The sequence below is a fragment of the Shewanella violacea DSS12 genome (genome assembly GCF_000091325.1).
Taxonomy (GTDB): Bacteria; Pseudomonadota; Gammaproteobacteria; order Enterobacterales; family Shewanellaceae; genus Shewanella; species Shewanella violacea.
This window is the reverse complement of the sequence record NC_014012.1, coordinates 3,369,288-3,392,675: the sequence shown is the minus strand read 5'-3', so window position 1 is coordinate 3,392,675 and position 23,388 is coordinate 3,369,288. Positions and strand designations below refer to the sequence as shown.

General features: G+C 44.4%; 20 protein-coding genes, 1 other RNA gene and 1 pseudogene. 10 read left to right on the top strand and 12 right to left on the bottom strand.

All coding sequences use genetic code 11. The features are described from left to right. The first annotated feature begins 1,189 nt into the window (after positions 1-1,189). Both SVI_RS14090 and SVI_RS22090 read left to right on the top strand, forming a co-directional pair. Positions 1,190-3,235, top strand: coding sequence for a pentapeptide repeat-containing protein (locus SVI_RS14090; protein ID WP_041419968.1), 2,046 nt, complete (start codon positions 1,190-1,192; stop codon positions 3,233-3,235). 81 nt (positions 3,236-3,316) lie between these two features. Further along, a pseudogene (locus SVI_RS22090) lies at positions 3,317-3,499 on the top strand (hypothetical protein); the annotation flags it as partial. A gap of 311 nt (positions 3,500-3,810) precedes the next feature. On the opposite strand, the gene fabV reads toward SVI_RS22090, so the two are convergent. The 7 genes from fabV to pspF form a co-directional block, all read right to left on the bottom strand. Continuing rightward, positions 3,811-5,013: an enoyl-ACP reductase FabV gene (fabV, locus tag SVI_RS14085; protein ID WP_013052261.1), complete on the bottom strand. Its 1,203-nt coding sequence runs from the start codon at positions 5,011-5,013 to the stop codon at positions 3,811-3,813. Between the two features lie 189 nt (positions 5,014-5,202). Further along, positions 5,203-6,015: a peptide ABC transporter ATP-binding protein gene (locus SVI_RS14080; RefSeq protein ID WP_013052260.1), complete on the bottom strand. Its 813-nt coding sequence runs from the start codon at positions 6,013-6,015 to the stop codon at positions 5,203-5,205. Further along, positions 5,990-7,003 carry an oligopeptide/dipeptide ABC transporter ATP-binding protein gene (locus tag SVI_RS14075; RefSeq protein ID WP_013052259.1) on the bottom strand — a complete coding sequence of 338 codons (1,014 nt, stop codon included), beginning with the start codon at positions 7,001-7,003 and terminating at the stop codon, positions 5,990-5,992. The genes SVI_RS14080 and SVI_RS14075 overlap by 26 nt, the downstream gene beginning before the upstream one ends. Positions 7,004-7,018: 15 nt before the next feature. Further along, positions 7,019-7,909: an ABC transporter permease subunit gene (locus SVI_RS14070; protein WP_013052258.1), complete on the bottom strand. Its 891-nt coding sequence runs from the start codon at positions 7,907-7,909 to the stop codon at positions 7,019-7,021. Beyond that, a complete protein-coding gene (locus tag SVI_RS14065; RefSeq protein WP_013052257.1) occupies positions 7,896-8,927 on the bottom strand; it encodes an ABC transporter permease in 1,032 nt (343 codons plus the stop codon). The genes SVI_RS14070 and SVI_RS14065 overlap by 14 nt, the downstream gene beginning before the upstream one ends. Continuing rightward, positions 8,927-10,567, bottom strand: coding sequence for an ABC transporter substrate-binding protein (locus SVI_RS14060; protein ID WP_013052256.1), 1,641 nt, complete (start codon positions 10,565-10,567; stop codon positions 8,927-8,929). The genes SVI_RS14065 and SVI_RS14060 overlap by 1 nt, the downstream gene beginning before the upstream one ends. 85 nt (positions 10,568-10,652) lie before the next feature. Beyond that, on the bottom strand, positions 10,653-11,723 hold the full coding sequence (gene pspF, locus SVI_RS14055) for a phage shock protein operon transcriptional activator (protein WP_013052255.1): 1,071 nt from the start codon (positions 11,721-11,723) through the stop codon (positions 10,653-10,655). A gap of 177 nt (positions 11,724-11,900) precedes the next feature. Here pspF and pspA point away from each other — a divergent pair, with 177 nt between their 5' ends. From pspA to ffs, 8 genes are all read left to right on the top strand, one after another. Beyond that, the gene (pspA, locus tag SVI_RS14050) at positions 11,901-12,584 is read left to right on the top strand and encodes a phage shock protein PspA (protein WP_013052254.1); all 684 of its coding nucleotides are present in this window, start codon (positions 11,901-11,903) and stop codon (positions 12,582-12,584) included. Positions 12,585-12,604: 20 nt separating this feature from the next. Next, positions 12,605-12,838, top strand: a complete 234-nt coding sequence (pspB, locus tag SVI_RS14045; protein ID WP_013052253.1) for an envelope stress response membrane protein PspB — start codon at positions 12,605-12,607, stop codon at positions 12,836-12,838. A 53-nt stretch (positions 12,839-12,891) separates the two neighbouring features. Continuing rightward, positions 12,892-13,287, top strand: a complete 396-nt coding sequence (gene pspC, locus SVI_RS14040) for an envelope stress response membrane protein PspC (RefSeq protein WP_013052252.1) — start codon at positions 12,892-12,894, stop codon at positions 13,285-13,287. Between the two features lie 49 nt (positions 13,288-13,336). After that, positions 13,337-14,791: a YcjX family GTP-binding protein gene (locus SVI_RS14035; protein ID WP_013052251.1), complete on the top strand. Its 1,455-nt coding sequence runs from the start codon at positions 13,337-13,339 to the stop codon at positions 14,789-14,791. A gap of 21 nt (positions 14,792-14,812) precedes the next feature. After that, positions 14,813-15,994, top strand: coding sequence for a TIGR01620 family protein (locus tag SVI_RS14030; protein ID WP_013052250.1), 1,182 nt, complete (start codon positions 14,813-14,815; stop codon positions 15,992-15,994). A 122-nt stretch (positions 15,995-16,116) separates the two neighbouring features. Continuing rightward, the gene (locus tag SVI_RS14025; protein ID WP_013052249.1) at positions 16,117-17,295 is read left to right on the top strand and encodes a trans-sulfuration enzyme family protein; all 1,179 of its coding nucleotides are present in this window, start codon (positions 16,117-16,119) and stop codon (positions 17,293-17,295) included. 294 nt (positions 17,296-17,589) lie between these two features. After that, on the top strand, positions 17,590-17,907 hold the full coding sequence (locus SVI_RS14020) for a ComEA family DNA-binding protein (RefSeq protein WP_013052248.1): 318 nt from the start codon (positions 17,590-17,592) through the stop codon (positions 17,905-17,907). Positions 17,908-18,056: 149 nt separating this feature from the next. Then, an RNA gene (gene ffs, locus SVI_RS20915) (signal recognition particle sRNA small type) lies at positions 18,057-18,153 on the top strand. 287 nt (positions 18,154-18,440) lie between these two features. Here ffs and SVI_RS14015 read toward each other — a convergent pair. From SVI_RS14015 to dinG, 5 genes are all read right to left on the bottom strand, one after another. Then, positions 18,441-18,710 carry a late competence development ComFB family protein gene (locus tag SVI_RS14015; protein WP_013052247.1) on the bottom strand — a complete coding sequence of 90 codons (270 nt, stop codon included), beginning with the start codon at positions 18,708-18,710 and terminating at the stop codon, positions 18,441-18,443. Between the two features lie 304 nt (positions 18,711-19,014). Next, positions 19,015-19,713, bottom strand: a complete 699-nt coding sequence (locus tag SVI_RS14010; RefSeq protein ID WP_013052246.1) for a DUF2057 domain-containing protein — start codon at positions 19,711-19,713, stop codon at positions 19,015-19,017. 9 nt (positions 19,714-19,722) lie between these two features. After that, positions 19,723-20,397, bottom strand: a complete 675-nt coding sequence (locus SVI_RS14005; protein ID WP_013052245.1) for a primosomal replication protein — start codon at positions 20,395-20,397, stop codon at positions 19,723-19,725. 5 nt (positions 20,398-20,402) lie between these two features. Next, the gene (locus SVI_RS14000; RefSeq protein ID WP_013052244.1) at positions 20,403-21,176 is read right to left on the bottom strand and encodes a sulfite exporter TauE/SafE family protein; all 774 of its coding nucleotides are present in this window, start codon (positions 21,174-21,176) and stop codon (positions 20,403-20,405) included. A 9-nt stretch (positions 21,177-21,185) separates the two neighbouring features. After that, the gene (gene dinG / locus SVI_RS13995; protein WP_041420379.1) at positions 21,186-23,258 is read right to left on the bottom strand and encodes an ATP-dependent DNA helicase DinG; all 2,073 of its coding nucleotides are present in this window, start codon (positions 23,256-23,258) and stop codon (positions 21,186-21,188) included. Between the last annotated feature and the right edge of the window lie 130 nt (positions 23,259-23,388).

The window sequence follows — 23,388 nt, the reverse complement described above, 5'->3', positions numbered from 1 at the left end:
TAGCTTCTTGCTGAGTTGATATTGGGGAGTGTGTTTGAAGCTTTAGTCTTCATTGTAATCTATCGCCTGCAGCGTGCTTAAGTGCAGATACTTCTACGAAACGCCGTCAATCCGTCCATGGAGGCTCTACCAAAACATCCTTGTTTTGGAAGCTCGTAGCCGCATCTACACCTGGCTGTTCTACAAGAATGGAGTCTCTTCGATTTAGCTTTATTACTAAACTTGGTAACTCACTTCTGCCCCAAAGTTAGCGAGTCTTCGAATGAAGACTGATTACATTTTCTGTTTTAGCCTCTGGCTGATGTTGTATTGGGTAGTTTGTTTGAAGGTCATACTTTCAATGTAACCTACCGCGCTGGCCAGCGAGGCATGTGCACTCTTTACTTTGAGAAGGTTCTGCGAGACGCTGGCTCTTGATTTCAAAAGAGTCGTCCATGGCCGCTCTGCGATTTCAAACAACGTCCATGTTTAACGGCCAGTTCGACATCCTTGTCTCTCGTTCGAAGAGTATCACGTCGTGATACCTCACCCTGTCATCGAAGCTCGCAGCCGTATCTACACTGGGTTATTTGTCTCTTCGATTTGAGTTTTGATGGTAAGCATGAGCTTTAATGGGGAACACACTTTGCCCAAAAATCAGTTTGGCACTTCAAAGCTAAGTAGATTGAAAACACTTGGATCTAGAAAACTGAATGTGGAAGGTTTTCTATAACCTAAAAGGTTATGCCTGTCCTACCTCTTCATTTGTGAATTACGTCATTTAGGCTGGGAGGATTCATCTGCACAAGAGTTTAGCGAAGATACTGATGTGAATGACATTGTATGGGAGCGCTTTAGTGCACAACAGCAAGCGGATGAAATATGGCCAGAAGCTAATATCATCCCAGAGTAAGTTCTCCTTAATACATGAATTCAGCTATTAAGAAAAAGGATGTTTATTCTACTATAGTCACTGGTTTAACGGCCATGCTTGAAGCCTTGAGAAGCTTAGGGGCTAGGTCATAGATGCTTGTTAATACATCAAGCAGGACACTAAATGCAATTGGTAGCTTATTCTCATGAGGGGTTGATTAAAACGACACTCTGATTCACTATCTTAAAGGATAATGACGCCCTGCACGTCCAGAGGCTTAGGGATAGCCCATTATTACAACTTCAGAAAAATCTGTTCCATTATAAGGAAAGTAACGTGCAGACTATCAATGATTACCGCAGTAACTTTAACGTGTTGTTAGCGTCAATGTTTTCTATCATTTTCGTGACAGCTTGTGATAGCAACGACAATGATACTCAAATACAATCAGACCTTTTAACCGAAAAGGACTTTGCGAATAATAGTCGCTTACGTGCCAACCCTGAACAGGGTGTCGTTGCCTTATTTCTTGAGCCACCCTCGGCAACTGTAGAGGATGACTCTAACGGCAAATCAGGCTCTGACCTCATACCCTACCAATATTCGCGTACCCTAAATCATACATTTTGCTATGAAGATGGTAACAGCAATTCAAATCACTCTATGGTGCTCAACAATAGTAGTGGCGAGGAAGTGCTTAGCATTACAGCCAATGATGAGTGCGTATCGGCAGTAATACCTGCGGGGGAATATCAGCTGGTACTGACCCACGGTCAGCACGTAGATAGCACAGATACTAGCTTCTTAGTGACGACGCCTGATAGTGGTTCGCTGCCAGAAGTAAATAGCGTTAATTATTCGATTGTTTCCAAACTACTGACTACCATTGGCAATGCCCTGATAAGCCCAGCTTATGCAGACACTGCAGATGATAATGTGACTACGCTTATTTCCACAAACGCATGTAAGAATTGTGATTTGTCAGGCGTAGACTTGGATAATGCAACACTCACATTTGCAGATCTTTCCGGCGCTGATTTAAGTGATGCCATATTAACCAATGTCGACCTTTTCGAATCAACGCTCACAGGAACCAACTTTAGTGGTGCCGATATGAGCAAGGGGGACTTTCGTGGTTCGGAAATGACGTATGCAGATCTTAGTAATGCCAACCTGAGTGGGGCTTATTTTTCCAGCGCTCAATTATCACCTGCGGACCTTGATAAAGCGACTGTCACGGATACAGATTTTGATTACGCCAATCTCGTTGGCGCGACCTGGATAGACGGAGGCATTTGCGATATTACCTCTGTTGGCTTTTGTAATCCAACAGCCGTTGCCGAGTCAGACCCGTGCGATTCTGTTAAGCAGGATGTTACCTATGATGGCAACACCGTCTATAAATGTTTATTGCCAGCCGTTGATAAGGAAGTTTGTACCACAGAGTATGGTGGTGTTGATGGTGCCACGCCAATAACAAGCTGCGAAGCAAAAGATAATTCAGAGCTGGTTACGTCTGTTAATCTTGTTGATATCTTCAGCCAGGTTAGCTCATCCTTTGACACCACGCTGGACAACGACACTCCCATGGCCATTTTAGCCTGGGGGGGAGAAGGTGGCATTGGTTCTAGTGGTGGACTCTGGACCTCTGGTGGTGACGGCGGTAAGAGCGGTTTTGCATCGACAGTCACAACGTTATCTCATTTCCTAGACAATTATGGGCAAACATCATTCACTTTCTTCATCGGCGAAAATGGCACTCTGAGTAATATCTATGGTGACGGAGGCTCCTCCACACTGGTCATGATTGCAGAAAGTAGCCCAGCTTCACTTGAAGACGATGTCATACTTATTGCCGGTGGTGGCGGTGGCGGGGACTCTTCTGGATGGCTTAACGATGGCACTGATGGCGGTGATGGTGGCGTTGCGGCCTCATCAATCATAGGTCAGGGAACCATTGGCGTAGGCCAAGCCATTATTAGTGTATCCGACGGTGGCAGCACGGATGAATGGGGGAATGGTGGAAATGGCGCCAATGACGGCAAAGATGGCATTGGTGGTCAAGGCGGACAAGGGTTTTTAGGGGCTAATAGTGAATGGGTAAATGGCGATCCTGGGGTCGACTCTGACGGCAGGGGCGGCAATGCAGATGATAGCTTTAGCGCTTCTGGCGGCGGTGGCGGCGGAGGTGGTTATGGTGGCGGTGGCGCTGGCGATGATGGAGCTGGAGCCGGTGGCGGAAGCTGGTCCATAATCCCTGCCACCACCTGTAATAGCGCGCCCACTCAAGATACGGCACCTTCAAACCCTGGTTCATCAGGTGATGACTTTGGCAGTAAAAATGGCGCTGTTGAAGTTTGGATATTTCCAAAGGGCTGTTAATCACAGATAAAACAAGCTGAGAATGGGGCATTTTTTCAGTTCTCAGCCTGTCGATACTGCTGTAGTTGATACAGTTGCATTGGCTATGCCGTTGTCGTTCTTGATAAAGTTAATGCAGCGGAAGGCATTGATGACAATTTACTTGGCGCTCTTAAGCAACGTTTAAGTGCCCAATACAGTGAAGATGACTATCGAGCCCTGATTGCTACGCTAAAGGCAAAGGGTGAGGTGTTATACCTCTGCTCAGTAATATACGCATGGTGAGTTTACTCACTTAAACGAAAGGTCAGCATTAGCTGACCTTTTTTATGTCTGGAACATTTATGACCATTCATTAAAGATAGGCCAGGGATGGGTATAAATCTTCGTTATGTCTGGCCAAAGAGGTTCCATAGCTCTCTTGGCATTTCTGCCATCCATATCAGTCACAACATTTATGCTTTTTAGAACTTAGAACTTAGAACTTAGAACTTAGGCACAGCCAATTTAAGTTAAAAAAATGCACCACGTTGAAGTGATGCATTTAATCAAATACCGAGTTTAAACTGGGATAAATCTATCCCAGAAGTATCTGTTTAGATCGGTTCGACGTCGAAGCTCACTTCCGGGTTTACATCGAGTTCATAATCCACAGACGCTATGCCAAAACCAAATAGCTTGAGGAATTCTTCCTTATACTCGCGGTAATCGGTAAGTTCTGATAGGTTTTCAGTGGTAACTAATGGCCATTGATCGCGGCAATACTGCTGGATCTCTTCTTTTAGTTCCCAGTCATCTAAGCGTAAGCGATTAGCATCATCGACTTGTGGTGCCTCACCATCTTCACGAAATAGACGCTCGGCGAACATGCGGTTGATCTGCTCGATACAACCTTCATGTAGGCCTTCTTTACGCATTTTCTTAAATACCATAGCGATATAGAGTGGCATAACCGGGATAGCTGAGCTGGCTTGAGTAACCACGCTTTTCAGCACGGCGACATTAGCGCTGCCGCCAGTGGCAGATAATTTCTCATCTAAGGCTTTAGCCGCGCGATCAAGATCCATTTTGGCTTTACCCAGGGCGCCATGCCAATAGATAGGCCAAGTTAGCTCTGTGCCGATATAACTATAAGCTACAGTTTTGCAGCCATCAGCGAGTACACCAGCCTCAGACAAGGCTGCTAGCCATAGCTCCCAGTCTTCGCCGCCCATGACAGTCACAGTGTCTTGGATCTCTTGCTCGCTGGCAGGCTCAACACTGGTTTCGATAATGAGATCTTTATTGGTGTCTACTGCTGTAGCAGTATAAGTTTCACCAATAGGCTTGAGTGCTGAGCGAATAAGCTCACCAGAATCAGGCAATTTACGTACCGGTGAGGCTAGGGAGTAGACCACCATATCGACTTGACCTAAGTCGGCTTTAATAATATCGATGGCTTTCTGTTTAGCTTCATGACTGAATGCATCGCCATTGAGGCTCTTAGAGTACAAACCTTCGGCTTTGGCAAGCTTATCGAAGGCGGCCGAGTTATACCAACCAGCGGTGCCAGACTTTCTTTCTGTGCCGGGCTTTTCGAAGAAGACACCTAGAGTGGCAGCGCCACTGCCGAAGGCGGCAGTAATACGAGAAGATAGACCATATCCACTTGAAGAACCGATAACTAACACTTTTTTAGGGCCGTTTTTTAACGTGCCTTTCGCCTTAGTGATATTGATCTGTTCAAGTACATTGGCTTCACAACCAATAGGATGAGTAGTGGTGCATATAAAGCCACGTGTTTTAGGTTTGATTATCATGTTTCTGCTTCTCTTAAAAAAGTGAGGATAGGATAATAAATCAAGAGTGAAATGGCACTGATTATTCTTGATTTTATTAAAAAATGGCCAGTGGTAAGAGCAGTGTTAAGGCTGAAATCGACTGAGTCTTATCCTTAGAGGTGTTTAATCCTCATGGCCAAGCATGGTGAACAGGCTATAAACTTTGGGCTAACCGTGCTTCTTGCTTGGGCTGTTATGTCGTTTCTGACTAAATAGGGTCTGTTCACGGATCAGTTTTTTAGTATATTCGTGTTTTGGTGCATTGAATAATTCTTCTGTTGTGGCCTTTTCTATCATCTCCCCATGATGGAGCACCATCACTTTATCGCTAATGTGGCGAATGATGCTGAGATTATGGGATACGAAAATATAAGACAATCCCATCTCTTTTTGAAGTTTTAATAGTAAGTTGAGAATTTGTGCGCGAACCGATAGATCCAGAGCAGTGAGAGCCTCATCGGCTATGATTATTTTGGGGTCCAACATAAGGGCGCGAGCAACGGCAACACGTTGTTTCATGCCCTCAGAAATCATATGGGGGTAAAAATCAGCATGTTCGGGTAACAGACCCACTTTTCTGAGTTTGTCTACCACTTGCTCTCTACGCTCTTTAGCGTTGAATTCAGTATTAAATTTGAGTGGCTCATCGAGTAGCTCCCCAATGGTCAACTTAGGGTTCAATGATGTATTTGGGTCTTGAAAAATCATCCTGATTAATTTACATCTCTGCTTCAGGTTGCGTTTTTCCAGGGCTTCACCCTCAAAAAAGATTTCTCCACTACTGCGGGCTTCGGCGCCTACGAGTATGCGGGCTAAGGTACTCTTCCCCGACCCAGCTTTGCCAACTATCGCTAAAGTTTGACCCGTATGGAGTTCAAAAGACACAGGGGATAGAGCCTGGTTATATTGACGTTTAAACCCTTTGTAGCCTGTATAGAAACGCTTACTTAGATTGTTAACTTGAAGCAGTGGTGTCTTCATTACATGTTTCTTCATGGTAAGGGAAATGACAGGCAAAATACCGATTCTTTTTATGACTTAAATTAGGACGACTCACACATTTCTTTTCGGCCCGTGGGCACCTGGGACCGAGTCGGCAACCTATGGGAAGATGCTGCAGTGCCGGGGCTGAGCCTGGCAGAGTACGCATGATAGATTTATGAGCGATTCGCCCCGTGTGGTCCGGAATATTATTAAGCAGTGCTTTAGTGTATGGATGATAGGGGTGCGCTAATATGTCAGCCGTGGGGCCTGATTCCATTATTTGCCCACAATACATCACAGATAGCTTATCACACCAGATTGATAAGGTTTCGAGCTCATGACTTATCAGCAGAATGGATACACTCTGTAGCTGGTTTAACTTAGTCAAGAGGCGAAAGATCTGCGCTTGTGTGTCCATCTCCATTGAGTTAGTCGGCTCATCGGCTATTAATAACCTAGGTTGGTTGGCAATCGCCATGGCTATCATGACTTTTTGACATTCACCTTCCGATAATTCCCAGGCATAGCTGGCCATGATTTTCTGTGTGTCTTTAATGCCCACTTTATGCAGCCATTTCTTGGCGGTCTTCTTCTTATCGGCAGTGCGTCGCCAGAAAGGCAATTTCTTATTTTCGGGCATGGCCTCAACAAGTTGAGTTCCAACACAAATAACCGGGTCTAGGCTACCAGACGGATCTTGGAATATCATGGATATTTCGCTACCCATCAGGTTGCGTCGCTGCTTGGAGCTCATCTCTAATAGGTTGTGCCCATCCCACAACATGCGATCGGCTTTGATGGTCCAGTTATGGCCTGGTATGCCCAAGATAGCTCTAGCTAATAAACTTCGGCCGGAACCGGATTCTCCAACTAAGCCATGAATCTCTGCTGGATTAATAGTCAAACTGACTCTATCTAGTGCCTTGACGCGTCCGTGAGGAGTGTCGAGTTCTATGGTGAGGTTACGAATGTCGAGTAATGGCATAATCTGATATCAAAATTAATTATTGATCGGCGACAGTGCGGATCGTAATCCGTCACCGACTAAGTTAATTGCAAGGACACTGCATAAGATTGCAATGCCTGGGATTGTCACAGTCCAAGGAGCGGTTAATAGGTTGTCCATTCCCTGGGATACCATAGCGCCCCATTCAGGACTCGGGGCCTGCGCACCTAGGTTTAAGAAGCCTAGTGCGGCGATATCGAGAATGGCCGCCGAGATCCCTAAGGTGGTTTGTATTATCACTGTGTCCCATACATTTGGCATGATGACATACCAGAATATTTGAAATGGATTCGCGCCATCGAGCTTGGCTGCGGTGACATATTCTTTCTGCTTCTCTTCATGAATGGCTTGGTGAATCGCGCGGACAAATTGTGGCGTTAGTGCTATACCAACGGCCCAAAAAACGTTTTCTAATCCTGGTCCCATCACTGCGACTACTAAAATTGCCATCAATAGAGAGGGAATCGATAGCAAGGCATCGAGAAGATGGCTGAGAATACTTGATTTGAGTCCTTTCATCATGCCCGAAATTGACCCTATGACAAAACCTAGGGTCAGTGCCGTAAGGACTATGCCTAAGGCCATACCGAAGGTTAAGTGAGCGCCATGAAGCAGGCGACTGAATATATCTCGCCCTAAATCGTCGGTACCTAGAAAATGTTCAACTGTGCCAGCGGCATCCCATGATGGGGCTAACAAGAGGGCGTGAGGATCTTGCTGCTCCGGAGCAAAGGGGGCGATAAGCGGACCAAATAGGGCCAGTAATAAGAAACAAACAACGGTCCATAGCCCGGCAAAAGCAAATGGGTTATCTGAAAACGCATGCCAGATCCTTCGCATTGGAGATGGTATCTCATCTTCCTGATAGATCTTAATTTGCGGCATAAAGCTCTTTCCTACTTAGAGGATTGATTGCCGTGTGAAGGACCTCAATCATGATACTTAAAAATATGATGATCAAGGCAACCGCCAACACCCCGCCTTGAATCACAGTGTAATCTCTTTGATAGATCCCCGAGACTAACCAGGCTCCTACACCTGGCCAGGAGAAGATGACTTCAACCACCATGGCGTAGCTAGCAAAAGAGCCTAGCATGAGGCCGAGATTCTTCAGCACAGGTATCAAGGCGTTGGGAAGGGCATGACGTAACACTATGTGGCTGGTATGTAGCCCTCTGGCCTCCGCAGCCTTAATGTAAGTCTTATCCATGATGGCTATGATTGCCGAACGCGTGCTTCTTACCACGACTGTAAATGGGAGCACGGCGAGAGTGATGGCTGGTAAGATGATATGGTGCAGGGCATCGATAAAGGCTGAGTCAGCATAAAGAGAATCTGAAAGTAAGGTGTCAATCAGCACAAATCCTGTGACAGACTCAATCTCATAGAGCAAGTTAAGCTGGCCTGAGATGGGCAGCCAACCCAGCTGTACACCAAACCAGAGTGACAAGGTTAAACCTAGCCAAAAAACAGGAATAGAGTAACCAGTTAAGGTGATCAACATTATGGTGTGTTGGGTGATCTTATTCTTACTCATCGAGGCCAAAATACCCAGGGGAATACCGAAAAAAAGTGCTAACACAGCGGCGACAATCGCCAACTCGAATGATGCAGGTAAGACAGTCGCTAATTCATCGGTTATTGGCTGCTGTGATGTTGCTGAGATCCCCAAATTACCACTTAATCTCTGCTGAAGATATCCAATAAACTGACCTAAATGATTGCTGTCTAGTCGATAATCTTGATTGATGCTTGCTATCTGTTCGGCTGTTGGGGCATGTATTCCCGTTAGTGCAAACCGCTTCTCCACGGGGAAGTGGTGTGTGGCGATAAACAGCACCGCGAGCAGCACCAAGGATGTGGCGACGAACAGGTTCATTCTACGTAAAAGATACCGAGTCATTATCTTATCTCCCCCTCAGTGTTCATCATATCCCCATCTTGGTCGGCATTAAAGGAGATCCCACCAAAGGGTGTGAGCTGGCTGTTTTTTACGCTTTTTTTCTTTAAAATAAGCCGGGTGGCGTGGGCAAAAGGTAGCATAGGGAGCTCTTGTGCAAAAAGTGCTTCGGCCTCTTGATAGAGGGCTTTTCGTTCTTTCTTGGAAGTGATCGATCTTGCTTTAAAGAGAATGTCATCGAATTTTGGGTTACACCAACGAGAACGATTACTGTTAGACAGTACCGAGGCGCAGCTGAGGATCGGAGTAAAGAAGTTATCTGGATCGCTGTTATCGGCATTCCATCCTATAAGCACAGAGTCGTAACTCCTCTTGCTTAACTTCTGGTTGAATACACTCCAATCATAGCTAACGATATTAACTTTTACGCCTATGTCTGCTAAATCCGCCTGAATGAGTTCTGCCGTCTTATGAGCATTAGGGTTGTATATACGCGCGACGGGCATGGCCCAGATATCCATAGTAAGATTCTCTACACCAGCTTCATGTAATAATTGTCTGGCTTTTTCGGGATTATAATCTATCAGACTCTGATTTTGCGAATATGCCCAGGACATAGGTGGCAGCATCCCAGTTGCTTTGACAGCCGTTTTCAGGTAAACCGCTCGGAGAATATTATCTCTGTCGACAGCGTGGGCTAAGGCTTTACGCACTCTGACATCATTAAAGGGGGCTTTGTGAGTATTAAATGCCCAAAATGCCACATTAAAGCCAGGCAGCGAATCAACCTCTAGTTCTTCATGTTCGAAAACTACCGAGAGTTCTCCGGCCTTTGGTAAGGCGGAAACACTACAATCGCCGGTAATGAGTTTAGCCAGTCTACTGGTACTCTTAGGGGTGATATCAAACACTAACAGTTCAGCAGTGGGAAGATGTCCCCAATACCCTTCATTACGATGATATCGTATGTAGTCGTTTTTTACATATTTAACCAGCTGAAAAGGTCCAGTACCTACGGGCTCACGGTCAATTTTTTCTTGTTCATTTCTTTGGCTTAATGTGTCGGCATACTCGGCAGACAAGATAACCGAAAATCCGGAAGCTAAGTTGGCGAGAAAAGAGGCATCTTTATGTTTAAGATGAAAGGCGACTTCATGGTCCGACAATTTCTCAATTGACTCGATCTGTTTATCGAAGCCTATACTCTGAAAAAACGGATATCCAGTCTTAGAAATATGATGAAAAGGGTGAGATGGATCGATCACCCTGTTAAATGAGAATAAGACATCGTCAGCATTGAAATGACGTGTAGGCGTAAATTTTGTGGTGTGGTGAAAGTTAACTGCTCTTCGTAATTGAAAGGTATAAGTTAATTCGTCGTCACTGATTTGCCAATCTGTGGCTAAAGAGGGTTCTATCTGACCCAAGTTTATATCGTAGTCCACGAGTCCATTGTAGATTTGCTGTGAAGTTGCATCTAGTGTCGTTCCTGAAGTTATCAATTGAGGATTGAAAGATTCAGGATTTCCCTCTGAGCAGTAGACTATCCCTGGTGGGACTAGCTTGGGGCCACAAGCTGCAAGTAAAACACAGAAGCAGGATATGCTGGGGTATAAAAATAGACGCTTAAGCAGCATTCTCATCGACAGATCAATTTTTCAGGACTTTGGTGGTCATTTTAGCAGTGCTGATCGCCGATGAGCAATGAACATATGTTATTAAGGCAGATTAAGTTTTATCCAGTAAGTTGTATTTTTTCAAAATACCCCGTAATTGATGATAACTTAAGTTTAAAAGTTCGGCGGTTTTCTTTTGGTTAAATTGACCCGCTTCCAATGCTTGCTTCAATAGTTTTACTTCTAATCCCTCACAATGTTCTTTGAAATCAATAGGGAATGCTATTTTGTCCCCATTATTAACCGCAGTGCCGGATAAGCTGGTGTCCTTGCTCGCTGGCAGAGGCTGACTGCTCGCTAGCTGTTGTCTTTCACGAGTTTTGACTCTCGTTGTTGGCCGGTAGGGGGAGGCAAAAGGGTCGACGACTATGTTGGTTATAGACGTTGCGGTATCCTGATTTCGATAGACGCTTCTTTCCACCACGTTTTTAAGTTCTCGTATGTTACCTGGCCAACTATGATCCATCAGTTGTTGTATCGCTCTGGGGCTAAAGCCAGGAAATAGCTCATGTTTTAGCTGTCTTGCCATTCCTATAGCGAAGTATTCGGCTAAGATCATGATATCTTCCTGCCTGTGACGCAGTGGAGGCAAGGTGATCACATCAAATGCCAATCTATCGAGTAAATCAGCCCTGAATTCACCTGCTTCAGCTAAGGTGGGAAGATCTTCGTTAGCGGCGCAGATTAATCTGACATCTGTTCGTACTGTTTTACTGCCGCCTACGCGCTCAAATTCGCCGTATTCTATTACCCGTAGCAACTTTTCTTGCACCAAACCTGAGGTGTTGGCGAGTTCATCGAGAAATAAACTACCGCCATCGGCGCGCTCAAATCGTCCTTCATGTTTTTTATTTGCGCCGGTGAAAGCGCCAGCATCATGACCAAACAACTCACTTTCGAGTAAGCTTTCACTCAGTGACGAGCAATTAAGTTTAATAAAACTTTGATCCCAACGTGAGGATAGGAAGTGAAGACGTTCGGCGATTAACTCCTTACCTGTACCACGCTCGCCAATGATAAGGACGGGTTTAGACAGAGGTGCTATCTGAGAAACATGCTCAAGAACTTCGAGGAGCGCATTCGATTGTCCAATAAGATTATCTTGCTGAAATTGATTTGCCACAGTAAGTTTTAGTCTTTAACGCTAATAGTTGGTGAAAATAATAATAAGACCCTCTGATATTAAAAGAAAGAAAAAGTTAATATATTGGTTAAGTTACTGTATTTTATGAAATATGAAAAGTTGGCACAAAAAGTGGATTAATATCTTCGACACCAACAATAATTTAAGGACAGCATTATGGGAATTTTCTCTCGATTTGCAGATATCATTAATTCAAATATCACTTCATTGCTGGATAAAGCCGAAGATCCAGAAAAAATGGTTCGCTTGATTATTCAAGAGATGGAAGACACCTTAGTAGAGGTTCGCTCTACATCGGCTAAAGTATTAGCCGAGAAGAAAGAGATAATTCGTCGCATCACAAAGGTACAGGCGCAGGTACTCGATTGGGAAGGCAAAGCCGAGCTTGCATTATCGAAAGACCGCGAAGATCTTGCGATGGCCGCTCTGGTAGAAAAAAAGAAGGCGAGCGAACTTGCCGATACCTTGACCCAAGAGCTTGTGGTTGTTGAAGAGCAGATTTCTCGTTTGAAAGAGGAGGTTAACTTGCTTCAGCAGAAGCTAGCCGATGCCAAGGCTCGTCAGAAAACGATAATTATGCGCAAGCAGACGGCGTCATCGCGCTTAGAAGTGAAGAAGCAACTTGACTCAAGTAAGATAGATAACGCTATGAGTAAGTTTGAGCAGTATGAACGTCGTGTCGAAGGGCTAGAATCACAAGTTGATGCCTATGATCTGGGTAACAAGAAAAGTTTAAGTGATGAGTTTGCCGCACTGGAAGCTGAAGACTCGGTCAATGCTGAGCTTGAGGCATTAAAAGCCAAAATAAAGAACAGCAAGGCAAAGACTCAAGCCAAATAATTACAATTCAGAGGTGAGTTATGGACATGGATATTTTAATGGCCCCAATTATTATTTTTATGGTAGTTGTGGCTCCCATTTGGCTGATACTTCACTACCGCAGTAAGCGTCAAGTGAGCCAGGGACTTACTGAAGAAGAGTATTCACAGCTCAATGAACTGATCGGAAGAGCCGATAAAATGGCTAAACGCATCGATACATTGGAAGCGATTTTAGACAGTGAGGCACCACAGTGGAGAGGACGCAATGATTAAAACTTGCATCATCTTAACTGGCGAAGCGGATTCTTTACAACGGAGGAATTGAAATGAGTGACACGAGAGCACGTACCTTATATCGCATTCCTCAATCAGGTAAAATAGCTGGGGTTTGTTCTGGAATTGCAGACTATTTCGGTTTTGAAACCTGGCTGGTGAGAGTCGTCGCCGCTTCAATATTTCTTTTAGGTGGCTCGGGAATTGTGTTAATCATCTATGTATTACTCTGGATGATTTTAGATATTAAACTCGGTACCGACAATAATATAAAAGCGCATAAGGATATAGAGATAAAGAAGAAGGTTTGGCAATCGGGTGAGCCTGCGAAGATGGCTCTGCGTGATGTTAACTCACAGTTTAGAAGTTTAGAAATCAGACTTCAAAAATTGGAACGTCATGTCACCTCTGATAGTTTCGATTTGAAACAAGAGATCAATAACCTTTAATCCTTCCAATGGGCGGCCCTGTCGCCCACATAATTTTTAAGTGCAGGCTATGGGTCGTATCAACCGCTCTTTATCTAAGTTAAGCAAAACCGTAAGCAATAAAACCTTATCATTTGCCCATAGGGCTTCAGATAGAAATATCAGATTAGCAGTCACAGGCCTCTCGGGCTCAGGAAAAACGGCCTTTATCACTGGCCTTGTTAATCAACTTCTCAACGCGGGTCTCACAGGAAAGAGTAATAACCTCCCTCTTTGGCAAGTCACTAGAGATGAGCGCTTATATGGCGTTAAACGTGATCTTCAGCCAGATTTGACCGTGGCAAGCTTTGACTATGAGTTTGGTATGAACGCCTTGAAACAAGCTGTTCCCCAGTGGCCAGCATCGACGCGTAATATTAGTGAGTTAAGGTTAACCCTTAAATATCAACCTAGCCAAGGAATATTGGCTAAGCTCACGGACAGCGCCAGCTTGTATCTGGATATTATCGATTATCCCGGTGAGTGGTTACTCGATCTACCTATGCTCAAACAAAACTATGGGCAATGGTCTACAGCCCAGGAGCTGCGTAAACCGATATTCGCTAAGTCACAATATTATCTCGCTTTCGTTGGGGCCTTGGAGTCGCTGGAACTAGGCGCTAATGCCGATGAAGCCGAATTAAAGCACATCGCCGAGTTATACCAAGAGGTATTGGTAGATTGTGTTCACCAGCACGGCTTTTATTATGCTCAACCCGGTCGATTACTCCTCCCCGGCGAGTTCGCCGGTTCGCCGGTGTTGGCTTTTTTTCCACTGCTAAATATGTCTGATGAGACCCGGGCAGATCTTGAAAATACCCAAGCAGAGTCGACCTATCAAGTGTTGAAAATGCGATACAAACAGTATCAGGACAAGGTGATAAAGCCCTTCTACAAAGATTATTTCTCCACCTTTGACCGTCAGTTGTTATTGGTTGACTGCTTTACGCCGTTAAACAGGGGCAAGGAGCAGTTTGATGATATGACACAGGCGCTCAATGGCATCATGGAGAGTTTTAAATTTGGTCAATCTAACCTCTTGAAACGTCTCTTCTCACCAAGGATCGACAAACTGCTCTTCGCAGCAAGTAAGGTGGATCATATTACCCGGGATCAGCAGGGCAATGTGCTGTCATTGCTGACCCAGCTGGTCAAGCAGAGTCAGAGACTGGCTAAATTCGAAGGGTGTGAGGTCGAGACCATGGCAATCAGTGCTATCAAGGCTACCCAGCACGGCATGATTAGATCGGCTAAGGGTGAAATTGAAGTCGTCAAAGGCATCAGTTTGAATGACAGGGAGCCAATTACCCTGTTTCCTGGGGAAGTGCCTAACTCCTTGCCTGGATCTGCGTTCTGGGAGTCTCAGGGGTTTGGATTTACCAGTTTTGCACCGCCAAACTATACTCCTCAATCCGATGGAGCAGATTTTGAACATATACGCTTAGACCACTTGCTGCAATTTTTACTCGGTGACAAGCTAAAATAATGGGCCGTTTGAGAGAATAATATGAATGATAAAGAAGCAGTTACTTCACAACAGAGTTCAAAACCTGCTGCTAGTTCGGCCGAAAATACCATCAAACAGAAACAAATATTTACATCCATAGCGGAAGACAAGCAACCAAAATTCCGAGAGGCTCAGCGATTTGACCAGCAAGCTCAATTTATTGAAACGCCTTATGATAATGAGGGCCAATCCTGCACCGATGAGTTTATAGATAATGAAGTCGCCTCTAGTTTATCTGAGAGCTCGGGACTGTTTGAAAACAACATGAGCAAGACAAGCAAACCTCGGCGTTCTCTGCTTGCCAGACTCACGCTCATCGGCTTCATTGCCCTAGTTATCACAGAGACGATATTGGGTTTAAGAGATGCCTGGCTAGAGAGTCCTTGGTTATTCGGCTTGTACTTGACTGTGACTTCATTACTCTGCCTATGGGTGGGAAAACTGGTGTTTAGAGAATGGCGTCAGTTGAATAGGCTTAAGTCGGTTGAAGAGGCGCAACAAATCGGCGATAGGCTAGCTCAAAGTATGCAGCAGGGGGAAGCCGATAAATTCATCGGTAACATCATCGCCCATCTACCGACAGGTATTGATTTTTCTAAGTATCATGACTCATGTCGAGATGGGCATAATGACGCCGAAAAACTGATTTTATTTGATGAGATCATATTATGTGATCGAGATAAGGTGGCAAAGAAAATTGTTCGCCGTTTCGCTCAAGAATCGGCGCTGTTACTCGCTGCTAGCCCTCTGGCGGTGCTCGATATGGCCATTATTCTTTGGCGAAATCAAAGCATGATAGTCAAAATCGCCCACTGTTATGGGATTGAATTGGGTTACTGGAGCCGTATCAAGTTGATAAGAGGTGTTATCACCAACATCATCTATGCTGGTACCAGTGAAATTGCGACAGATCTTGGTACTCAATTATTTTCAGTTGAGATGTCAGGCAAGTTGTCAGCCCGACTTGGACAAGGTCTTGGTGGCGGTTTACTGACTGCACGTTTAGGTTATCAAGCGATGGCACTGTGTAGACCAATCTCCTTTAAAGAGTCTTCTCGGCCAAGATTGTCTGGTATACATAAGGAATTGTTGTTGGATCTTAAGGAGTTATCTACTTCAGTATTTTCTGGTAAGGTCAAAGAAAAAGTCAAATGTAATAAAGATTTTACATCTGGAACTTGATTATTTCTCACCTGCTGTTTACTTAGGATAGTGTCTGGGTACATGGTTAAATAACCATCGGCACTTACATATAATAAAATTAACAGCCGGTGGATGCTTAAGTGCAGACCTCGGAGAAATTTATGCAAGAAAAGTGGAAACTGGCAACGCAAGTTATACATGCTGGGCATATTAAAGACAGTTCAGGGGCACTGGTAACCCCCTTGTGCCAGAGTGCAACTTTCGTATTCGATAGTGCACAGCAGGGAGGTGCTAGGTTTGCTGGCGATGAGCCAGGTTATATCTATACTCGACTCGGTAACCCAACCACGGCTGAGTTAGAGCGCAAGATGGCTCGGCTTGAAGGGGCTGAAGCGGCTGCTGCTACGGCATCAGGTATGGCGGCGGTTTCTTCAGCGCTGCTGGCTAATCTTTCACAAGGCGATCATCTGGTTGCTTCCAAGGCCGTATATGGCTGTACTTTCTCACTGATGAGCACACAGTTGAGCAAGTTTGGTATTGAGGTGTCCTTGGTTGATTTTAAGGATCTCGATGCGATTTCTGCAGCGATAACCAACAAGACCAAAGTACTTTTCTGTGAGACACCAGTTAATCCTCATCTCGATGTTTTTGATTTAGATGCACTGGTGTCAATTGCACGCAAGCATGGTTTGATCAGCATCATAGACAATACGTTCATGACCCCATTGTTGCAGCAACCTTTGGCTCACGGAGTCGATCTTGTTGTTCACAGTGCCACTAAGTACCTCAATGGACACGGCGATGTCATTGCCGGAATAATCTGTGGCAGTAATGAGCAGATAGAGAAGATAAAATTCGAAACCATGAAAGACTTAGGCGGAGTCTTGTCTCCCCATGATGCCTGGTTGATTCTGCGAGGACTAAAAACCTTAGATGTCAGAATGGAACGTCATTGTGATAACGCCCAGAGAGTGGTGGAATACCTGTTATCTCATCCTAAAGTGGTTAAGGTGTATTACCCTGGAATCGAGGGAAGCTATGGTCAGCACCTACTCGGTAAGCAGATGCGCAGGGGCGGTGGAGTGATCGCTTTTGAGCTTGATGCAGACTTAGATAAGTCCATCGAGTTTATCAATAGCCTGCAACTATTTTCCATCGCAGTGAGTCTAGGAGATGCCGAGTCTTTAATACAACATCCAGCTTCAATGACTCATGCTACCTATGATAAAGAGGAGCGGGAAGCTGCGGGTATTGGTGAGAATCTGTTGCGTATCTCTGTGGGGCTAGAATCAGTCGAAGACCTTATTGTCGACTTAGATCAAGGCTTGGCTCAGATTTAGTTCTATCGGACATTTACCACAAAATAAAGCCGCATTTGCTTATCCATGATGGGGCTTAATGTTTACATACTCACTATTACTTAGGATTAAATCTTAGTTCAACTCCAGAAAGATGATAATAATTTGAAGCATATATCTGTTATGTAGAACAAAAAACAGCCAGCGGTCTCACTGTTATTTAACTTGCTAGATATTTGGCAAGAAGTGAGTGGCTGATCTACATTTAATGAGTGGCCAAGGATGAATGGATTAGCGGCCGCATTTTAACGGAATAATACTCAACATGGAGTTTCTATGAAAATAACACAGGTATCTGCGACACTTATGGCTGCACTATTTTCTCTCAGCGTTTACGCCGGTGAGGTTTCTAGCCAATCGAAAGCGCCCCATAAAAAAGTAAATATAAATCAAGTTCAACAACTTAATGTCAATATTAATACCTCTTCCATAGAGCAATTGGTTTTACTTAAGGGGATTGGTGAATCAAAAGCGAAAGCGATTGTCGAATATAGAGAGAGTAACGGCAAGTTTATGGCGATAGGTGACCTTTCGAAAGTGAAGGGCATAGGCGCTAAGCTTGTTGATAAAAATAGGCTATTCCTAAGTTTATAGCATCTGTTTCTAGTCTATCTGTTTATAGAAGCAGCAGTCAGCAATAAACAAGACAATTGTTGCTGTTTAGGACTTGATTGATTGGCGGGCTTAGTAGATAATGCTCGCCGTTCTCTGAGGTTTTTTACTCATAGAAAGCAATGGTGACCTTAGGGTCCCCCCGCAATGATAACTCGTGAATTCGGCCAGGCCTGGAAGGGAGCAACCGCAGCAAGTGACTCATGTGCCGGGGTGTGGCTCTAGGGGAACCTCCAAATCTCCCTAGTCACCATTACGTTTCAAATACTTCTGTTCAAATACTTCTGTTCAAATACTTCTGTTCAAATACTTCTGTTCAAATACTTCTGTTCAAATACTTCTGTTCAAATACTTCTGTTCAAATACTTCTGTTCAAATACTTCTGTTCAAATACTTCTGTTCAAATACTTCTGTTCAAATACTTCTGTTCAAATACTTCTGTTCAAATACTTCTGTTCAAATACTTCTGTTCAAATACTTCTGTTCAAATACTAGTCAATTAGTAAGCATGTTCTTCAGCTGTTTGTCTTATGTAGGTTAGCTTTGAGAAATGCTCTCGATTTTTCTAATGCGGTTTGGATTTCTGTTCTCATCTCGGATAATTCGCTGTAATCCTCGAAAAAATAGGTATCGACCAGATGCCGTATATAGCGAACAGGCAGTTGGTTTAGGGTGACACAACAAAGATCTGCCAGATAGTCCTCTGGTAATTCATCGAGTAAGCCTTCATCGGATAAGAGTTCCATAAGAAGGACTTCATAATAGTTTCGAATTTCTAATTGCATACAGATGCTCCATGACAGTAAGTGTCTATTGCTGTTATAGCGGACAAAAAAGATAGTGAGACCATTGATACCTTGCCTCTGAAGCGAAAAATCCTCGCTGAGGGATCTCATATTTATATCGGCTGGTATTAGTTTGCATCCATAATTAAATAGCAGCAATAGTAAAGTGCAATATCTTCAAAGGTAATTTTAGCGCTTGTTTAGCATTAGCGCCTCAAATATAAGCCTATCTTTACAAAATGTGGATACAAAAACGCCAGCAAGTTTAGCTGGCGTTTAGACTTTATGGAGAGGTTAGTACTATCTATAGCTGCTGAATGGCCCAACTCATAAACTCTTTACGGGTCTTATCATCGGCATGAAGCCACCAGTATTGTAACATCTGGTTGGCATGTTCGCCTTTGTCGGCTTTATCACCTACTGTTGGAGTTATTGGCATAACTTCAACGGGGGCAGGGATGCTGACTGGCGCCCTTGGTGTCAAACTTGTCGAAGTCGCAATCACAGCTCCGCCTGTAGCCGCAGTTGTTATCGCTGCAATATCTTGTTTGTTTCCGCCACTAAACAGGCTAGTCACGAAGGAGTCTTCGGTGAAGTCTGTTTGAATAACCTTATAATTGACTCTAGCTTTGTCACCGCGGGTGATCAACACCTGCGGAGATTTGGCGAAAGATTTTGGTCGCTTTATTATATCGCCATCGGCGGACTTCAATGTGTACTCATGGTCACCATCCACAGCAATTGTCACTATGAAAGGAGACGACTTGATAAAGCTTTCACTATCACTGAAATCATCTTGAACCATATCGTGGTAACGGATCGCAATCTTGTGGGTTCCTTGATCTAATTCAAGCTGTGACTTATGGCTGAATAAGCTGCTTTCGACTTTCTTGCCGTCGATGGCAAGATATTCAAATGACATTGGGATATTTAAACTAGCTGCCATGGCCGAAGATGAGCCAAGCAGAGCCAAGATTGCTGTGATAGACATAAGTGATTTCATTGTTGCTCCTTAACGATTAAAACTCTTATAGGTTCGAGAGAAAGGTCGCTCAAACGCTTGAATACGATCTTCTATATAGCTTATGGCTTGTCGACACTTTCCTAGTCGTCGATGAACCAACAGGATCTCATTTTGCATCTGAATCTTGTCATCACTATGACAGTTATCCAATTGTGATTGCAAAATTAGGATTTTTTGTTCAAATTTACTCACCCAATTAAGATGCTTGTTGAGTTCAGCATACAGTTGGTGACTGTTATGCATGACTCCGGAAGCGATCCAATCGAAGCCGCTCTCATCATGGGACTTATTTTTACGCCGCCTGGCCTGAGCGACTCGCAAAGCTCTTTGTTGCGAGGCCGAATTAGCCCCTAATGAGGTGGTATTTAGTGCTCTTCTGACGGCGGTAAATCTGTCTTGAATACGTTCACAGCTCAAGGCTATGGTATTGGCAGATATATTGCCTTTTATCAGTTGACCTAGCTGCACAATACTCTTGTTTATCTGTTCTATACAGGGCTTAAGTTTTGCCCCAGACTGCATAAACAGTTGGTCGTTAAACCTGTCGGTATTCTTAAGTAGTTTCTGTTCTCTTCGAGGTAAATTTGAGTCGTGTTGAAGCACGTCTTGCTCTAGCTGCTTCAATTGAATCATTAATTGCTTTAGGAGTTCGTTAGTATTCATCGTTATTACACCCATGCATCCCAAGCTAATTTTGCTGCAATCAATAATACCAGAGTGATAAATACGGGTCTGATAAACTGGACGCCGAACTTTATCGCTGTTCTTGCACCGATAAAGGAACCTAGCATCATACATAGGCCCATTGAAAGACCGATAATAACATTCACTTGCCCAAGCGTGAGAAAGATCACTAATGAGGTGAGATTACTGGTGAATGTCATTGCTCTGGCTAAACCACAACTGTGGAGAAGAGGCTGCTTATGATAGGTGGTACTGGTTATGGTCCAGAACGCTCCTGTGCCAGGTCCTGCAAAACCATCATAGAATCCAAGTGGGAATCCTTGAAGCCATTGCTTAATTCTAGTCGCGGGTTGTTTAAGTGGGGTGAATGTACTGCAGCCCATGGAATTGGGTTTAGCTAAGGTGTAAATCGCAATAATGATGATCATCAGTGGAAGCAGTTTTTCCAACAAATGGCTATCAATAAGCGTGACTATGAAGGTGCCGGATATCGCGCCGAGAAAAGTAGCAATAAAGGTGTGGTACCACAACTGAGGCGTGAACAGGTTTTGTTTATAATAAGTATAAGCAGCCGTCGATGACCCAAAACATGCGGCTAACTTATTAGTGCCCAATGCCGTATGAGGATTGATTCCTAATGTGAGTAAGGCTGGAATAGAGAGTAAGCCTCCACCTCCGGCTATGGCATCGATAAAGCCTGCCAGTAAACCTATGCCAGCTAGAATGGCCCAAGTGCTGGGTTCAAACAGTAAATCCAAAAATAAATCCTACTCAATAACGCGTCTAAAAGGGGGAAGTGCATCGAGCAGTGATTTTCCATATCGTTTGGTGACTAAACGTCGATCTAAAATCGTGATGCGTCCATAGTCTTGCTCGTTGCGTAGTAATCTACCACAACTCTGTATCAATTTGCGCGACGCATCAGGGATAGTCAGCTGCATAAAAGGATTTCCACCTTTTATCTTGATATATTCCGCATGAGCCTGCTCGACGGGAGAGGTTGGCACCGCGAAAGGAAGTTTTGTGATGATCAAGTTAGTCAGGTAATCCCCCGGTAGATCTAATCCTTCAGAGAAGCTACCTGTGCCGAATATGATACTAGGTTCATCGTTATCACATCGTTTCTTATGGGCGGATAAAATTTGCTGTCTGGAGATGGTACCTTGAACCAGTAGGCCTGTTTTGATCTTGCTCTCGACCATATCGACGACCTTTTCCATCTGCCAATAAGAGGCAAATAATACTAAGGTGGCCATCTCACCATCGATCAGGGCTAAGATCTGCTCGGCGAGTTCTTCGGTGAATTTCTCATCTGTGGGGTCATTCTTCATTTTAGGCAGGAAAAGGGTCGCATTCTGTTCAAAGTCGAAGGGCGAGTCCATGGCTAAAAAGCGGCTACCGTCGTTGAGTGAAAGGCCCACTTGATGAGTGAAATGATTAAAATTATTTAAGGCTCGTAATGTCGCGCTGCAAAGCACAACTCCGGCTGCCTTGTCCCAAAGTAGCTTCTCTAACATGAAGCCAACTTCGATGGGGGATGCGCTGAAAAGGTAATCGGTCTGTTTACCGGTTAATATCTCAATCCAGCGTGCCATAGGGGCACCTTTGGGATGATCTTCCTTGGCCATCATCTTCCACAATTTTTGCAGGTTTTCTAACTTCTGCAACATGAAGCCTGTTTCTGTGAGCAGTTGTTCGGCCTGATGCTTTGGAATATCGCCATCTTTTATGGCTTCACTGAGCAAGGCTAACATTTTATTGAACTGCTTGAGGGCAGCTGTTGATACAGTGGCTAAGTTCTCTGCTTGGGTAAGCAAGCCTTGGGGTAACTTGCCATGTTCGAAGCGTAAACGATTCTCTGGGTTATCGAAGCTGGGTGTTTGGCTATCACAAAAATGGGCTATCTGGCTGAGTTGACCGGTAAGATCGGTAATATGGTCCTGCATCGCCTGTGCTGGTCCTATGATGTGATTACTCTTTATCTGATTTTGTAGCTTGCTACAGGTCTTATCTATTTTCTCCAACCAGTCCACTGCGCCCCTGAGTGTGGTTTGTGCACTGGAGAAGTCTCTGGCTACCATAGGCAGGTGGTGAGCTTCGTCTATGATGTAATATACATCTTCAGGATCGGGAAGAATGACTCCGCCACCTAACTCCAGATCGGCAAACAAGAGACTGTGGTTAGCAATCAAGACGTCCCAGTTATCGATATCTTCACGTGCCTTATGGAAAGGACAATTTCTGTGGCTGGCAAGTTGTCTGTGACAGCTGTGTTTATCGCAAGCTATCTGTTGCCATAGGTGGTCGGGGAGCTGCTCGACTAAGGTGTCACGCTCGCCATTCCATTTTCCTTCATGGTACTGCTTTAATAATGTTTGCAGCAGTTTGATCTGACTGTTGTCGGGTTTGGTCTGCCACATAGCCATTTGAGTGCCGTTATCGGCCCCGATTAACATCTCTAATTTAGACAGACAGACATAGCGTTGCCGCCCCTTGACTAACCCGAAAGTAAAGTTCAATTCAGATTGCTGTAAAAAGAAAGGCAGATCCTTGTGTAACAGTTGCTCTTGCAATGCAACGGTGGCGGTGGCGATACACACCTTTTTCTTGTTGGCTAGTGCCAATGGGATAGAGCCTAAAATGTAGGCTAAAGATTTACCTATCCCAGTACCTGCTTCGACCACGATTATGCGCCTGTGTTCATCGTATTCACCGGCTAAGGTCTTAGATATTTCGGCGACGATGTAGTTTTGCTCGCGCCTAGGGCGAAAGTCAGGCAAAGACTTGGCGATACCTTTATATATGGAGCGGATCTGTGTTTTTACGTCGGCCGATAGCATAGGTATACAAGGAAGAGAAATAGAGCTGTACATAATAACAGTGATTGCATAGCCTTAACTACTCTAATTTTATATTATTGAGCTAAATGTGAACCCTTTTTCATCGAGCCCCTGTTTTGGATAGACAAAT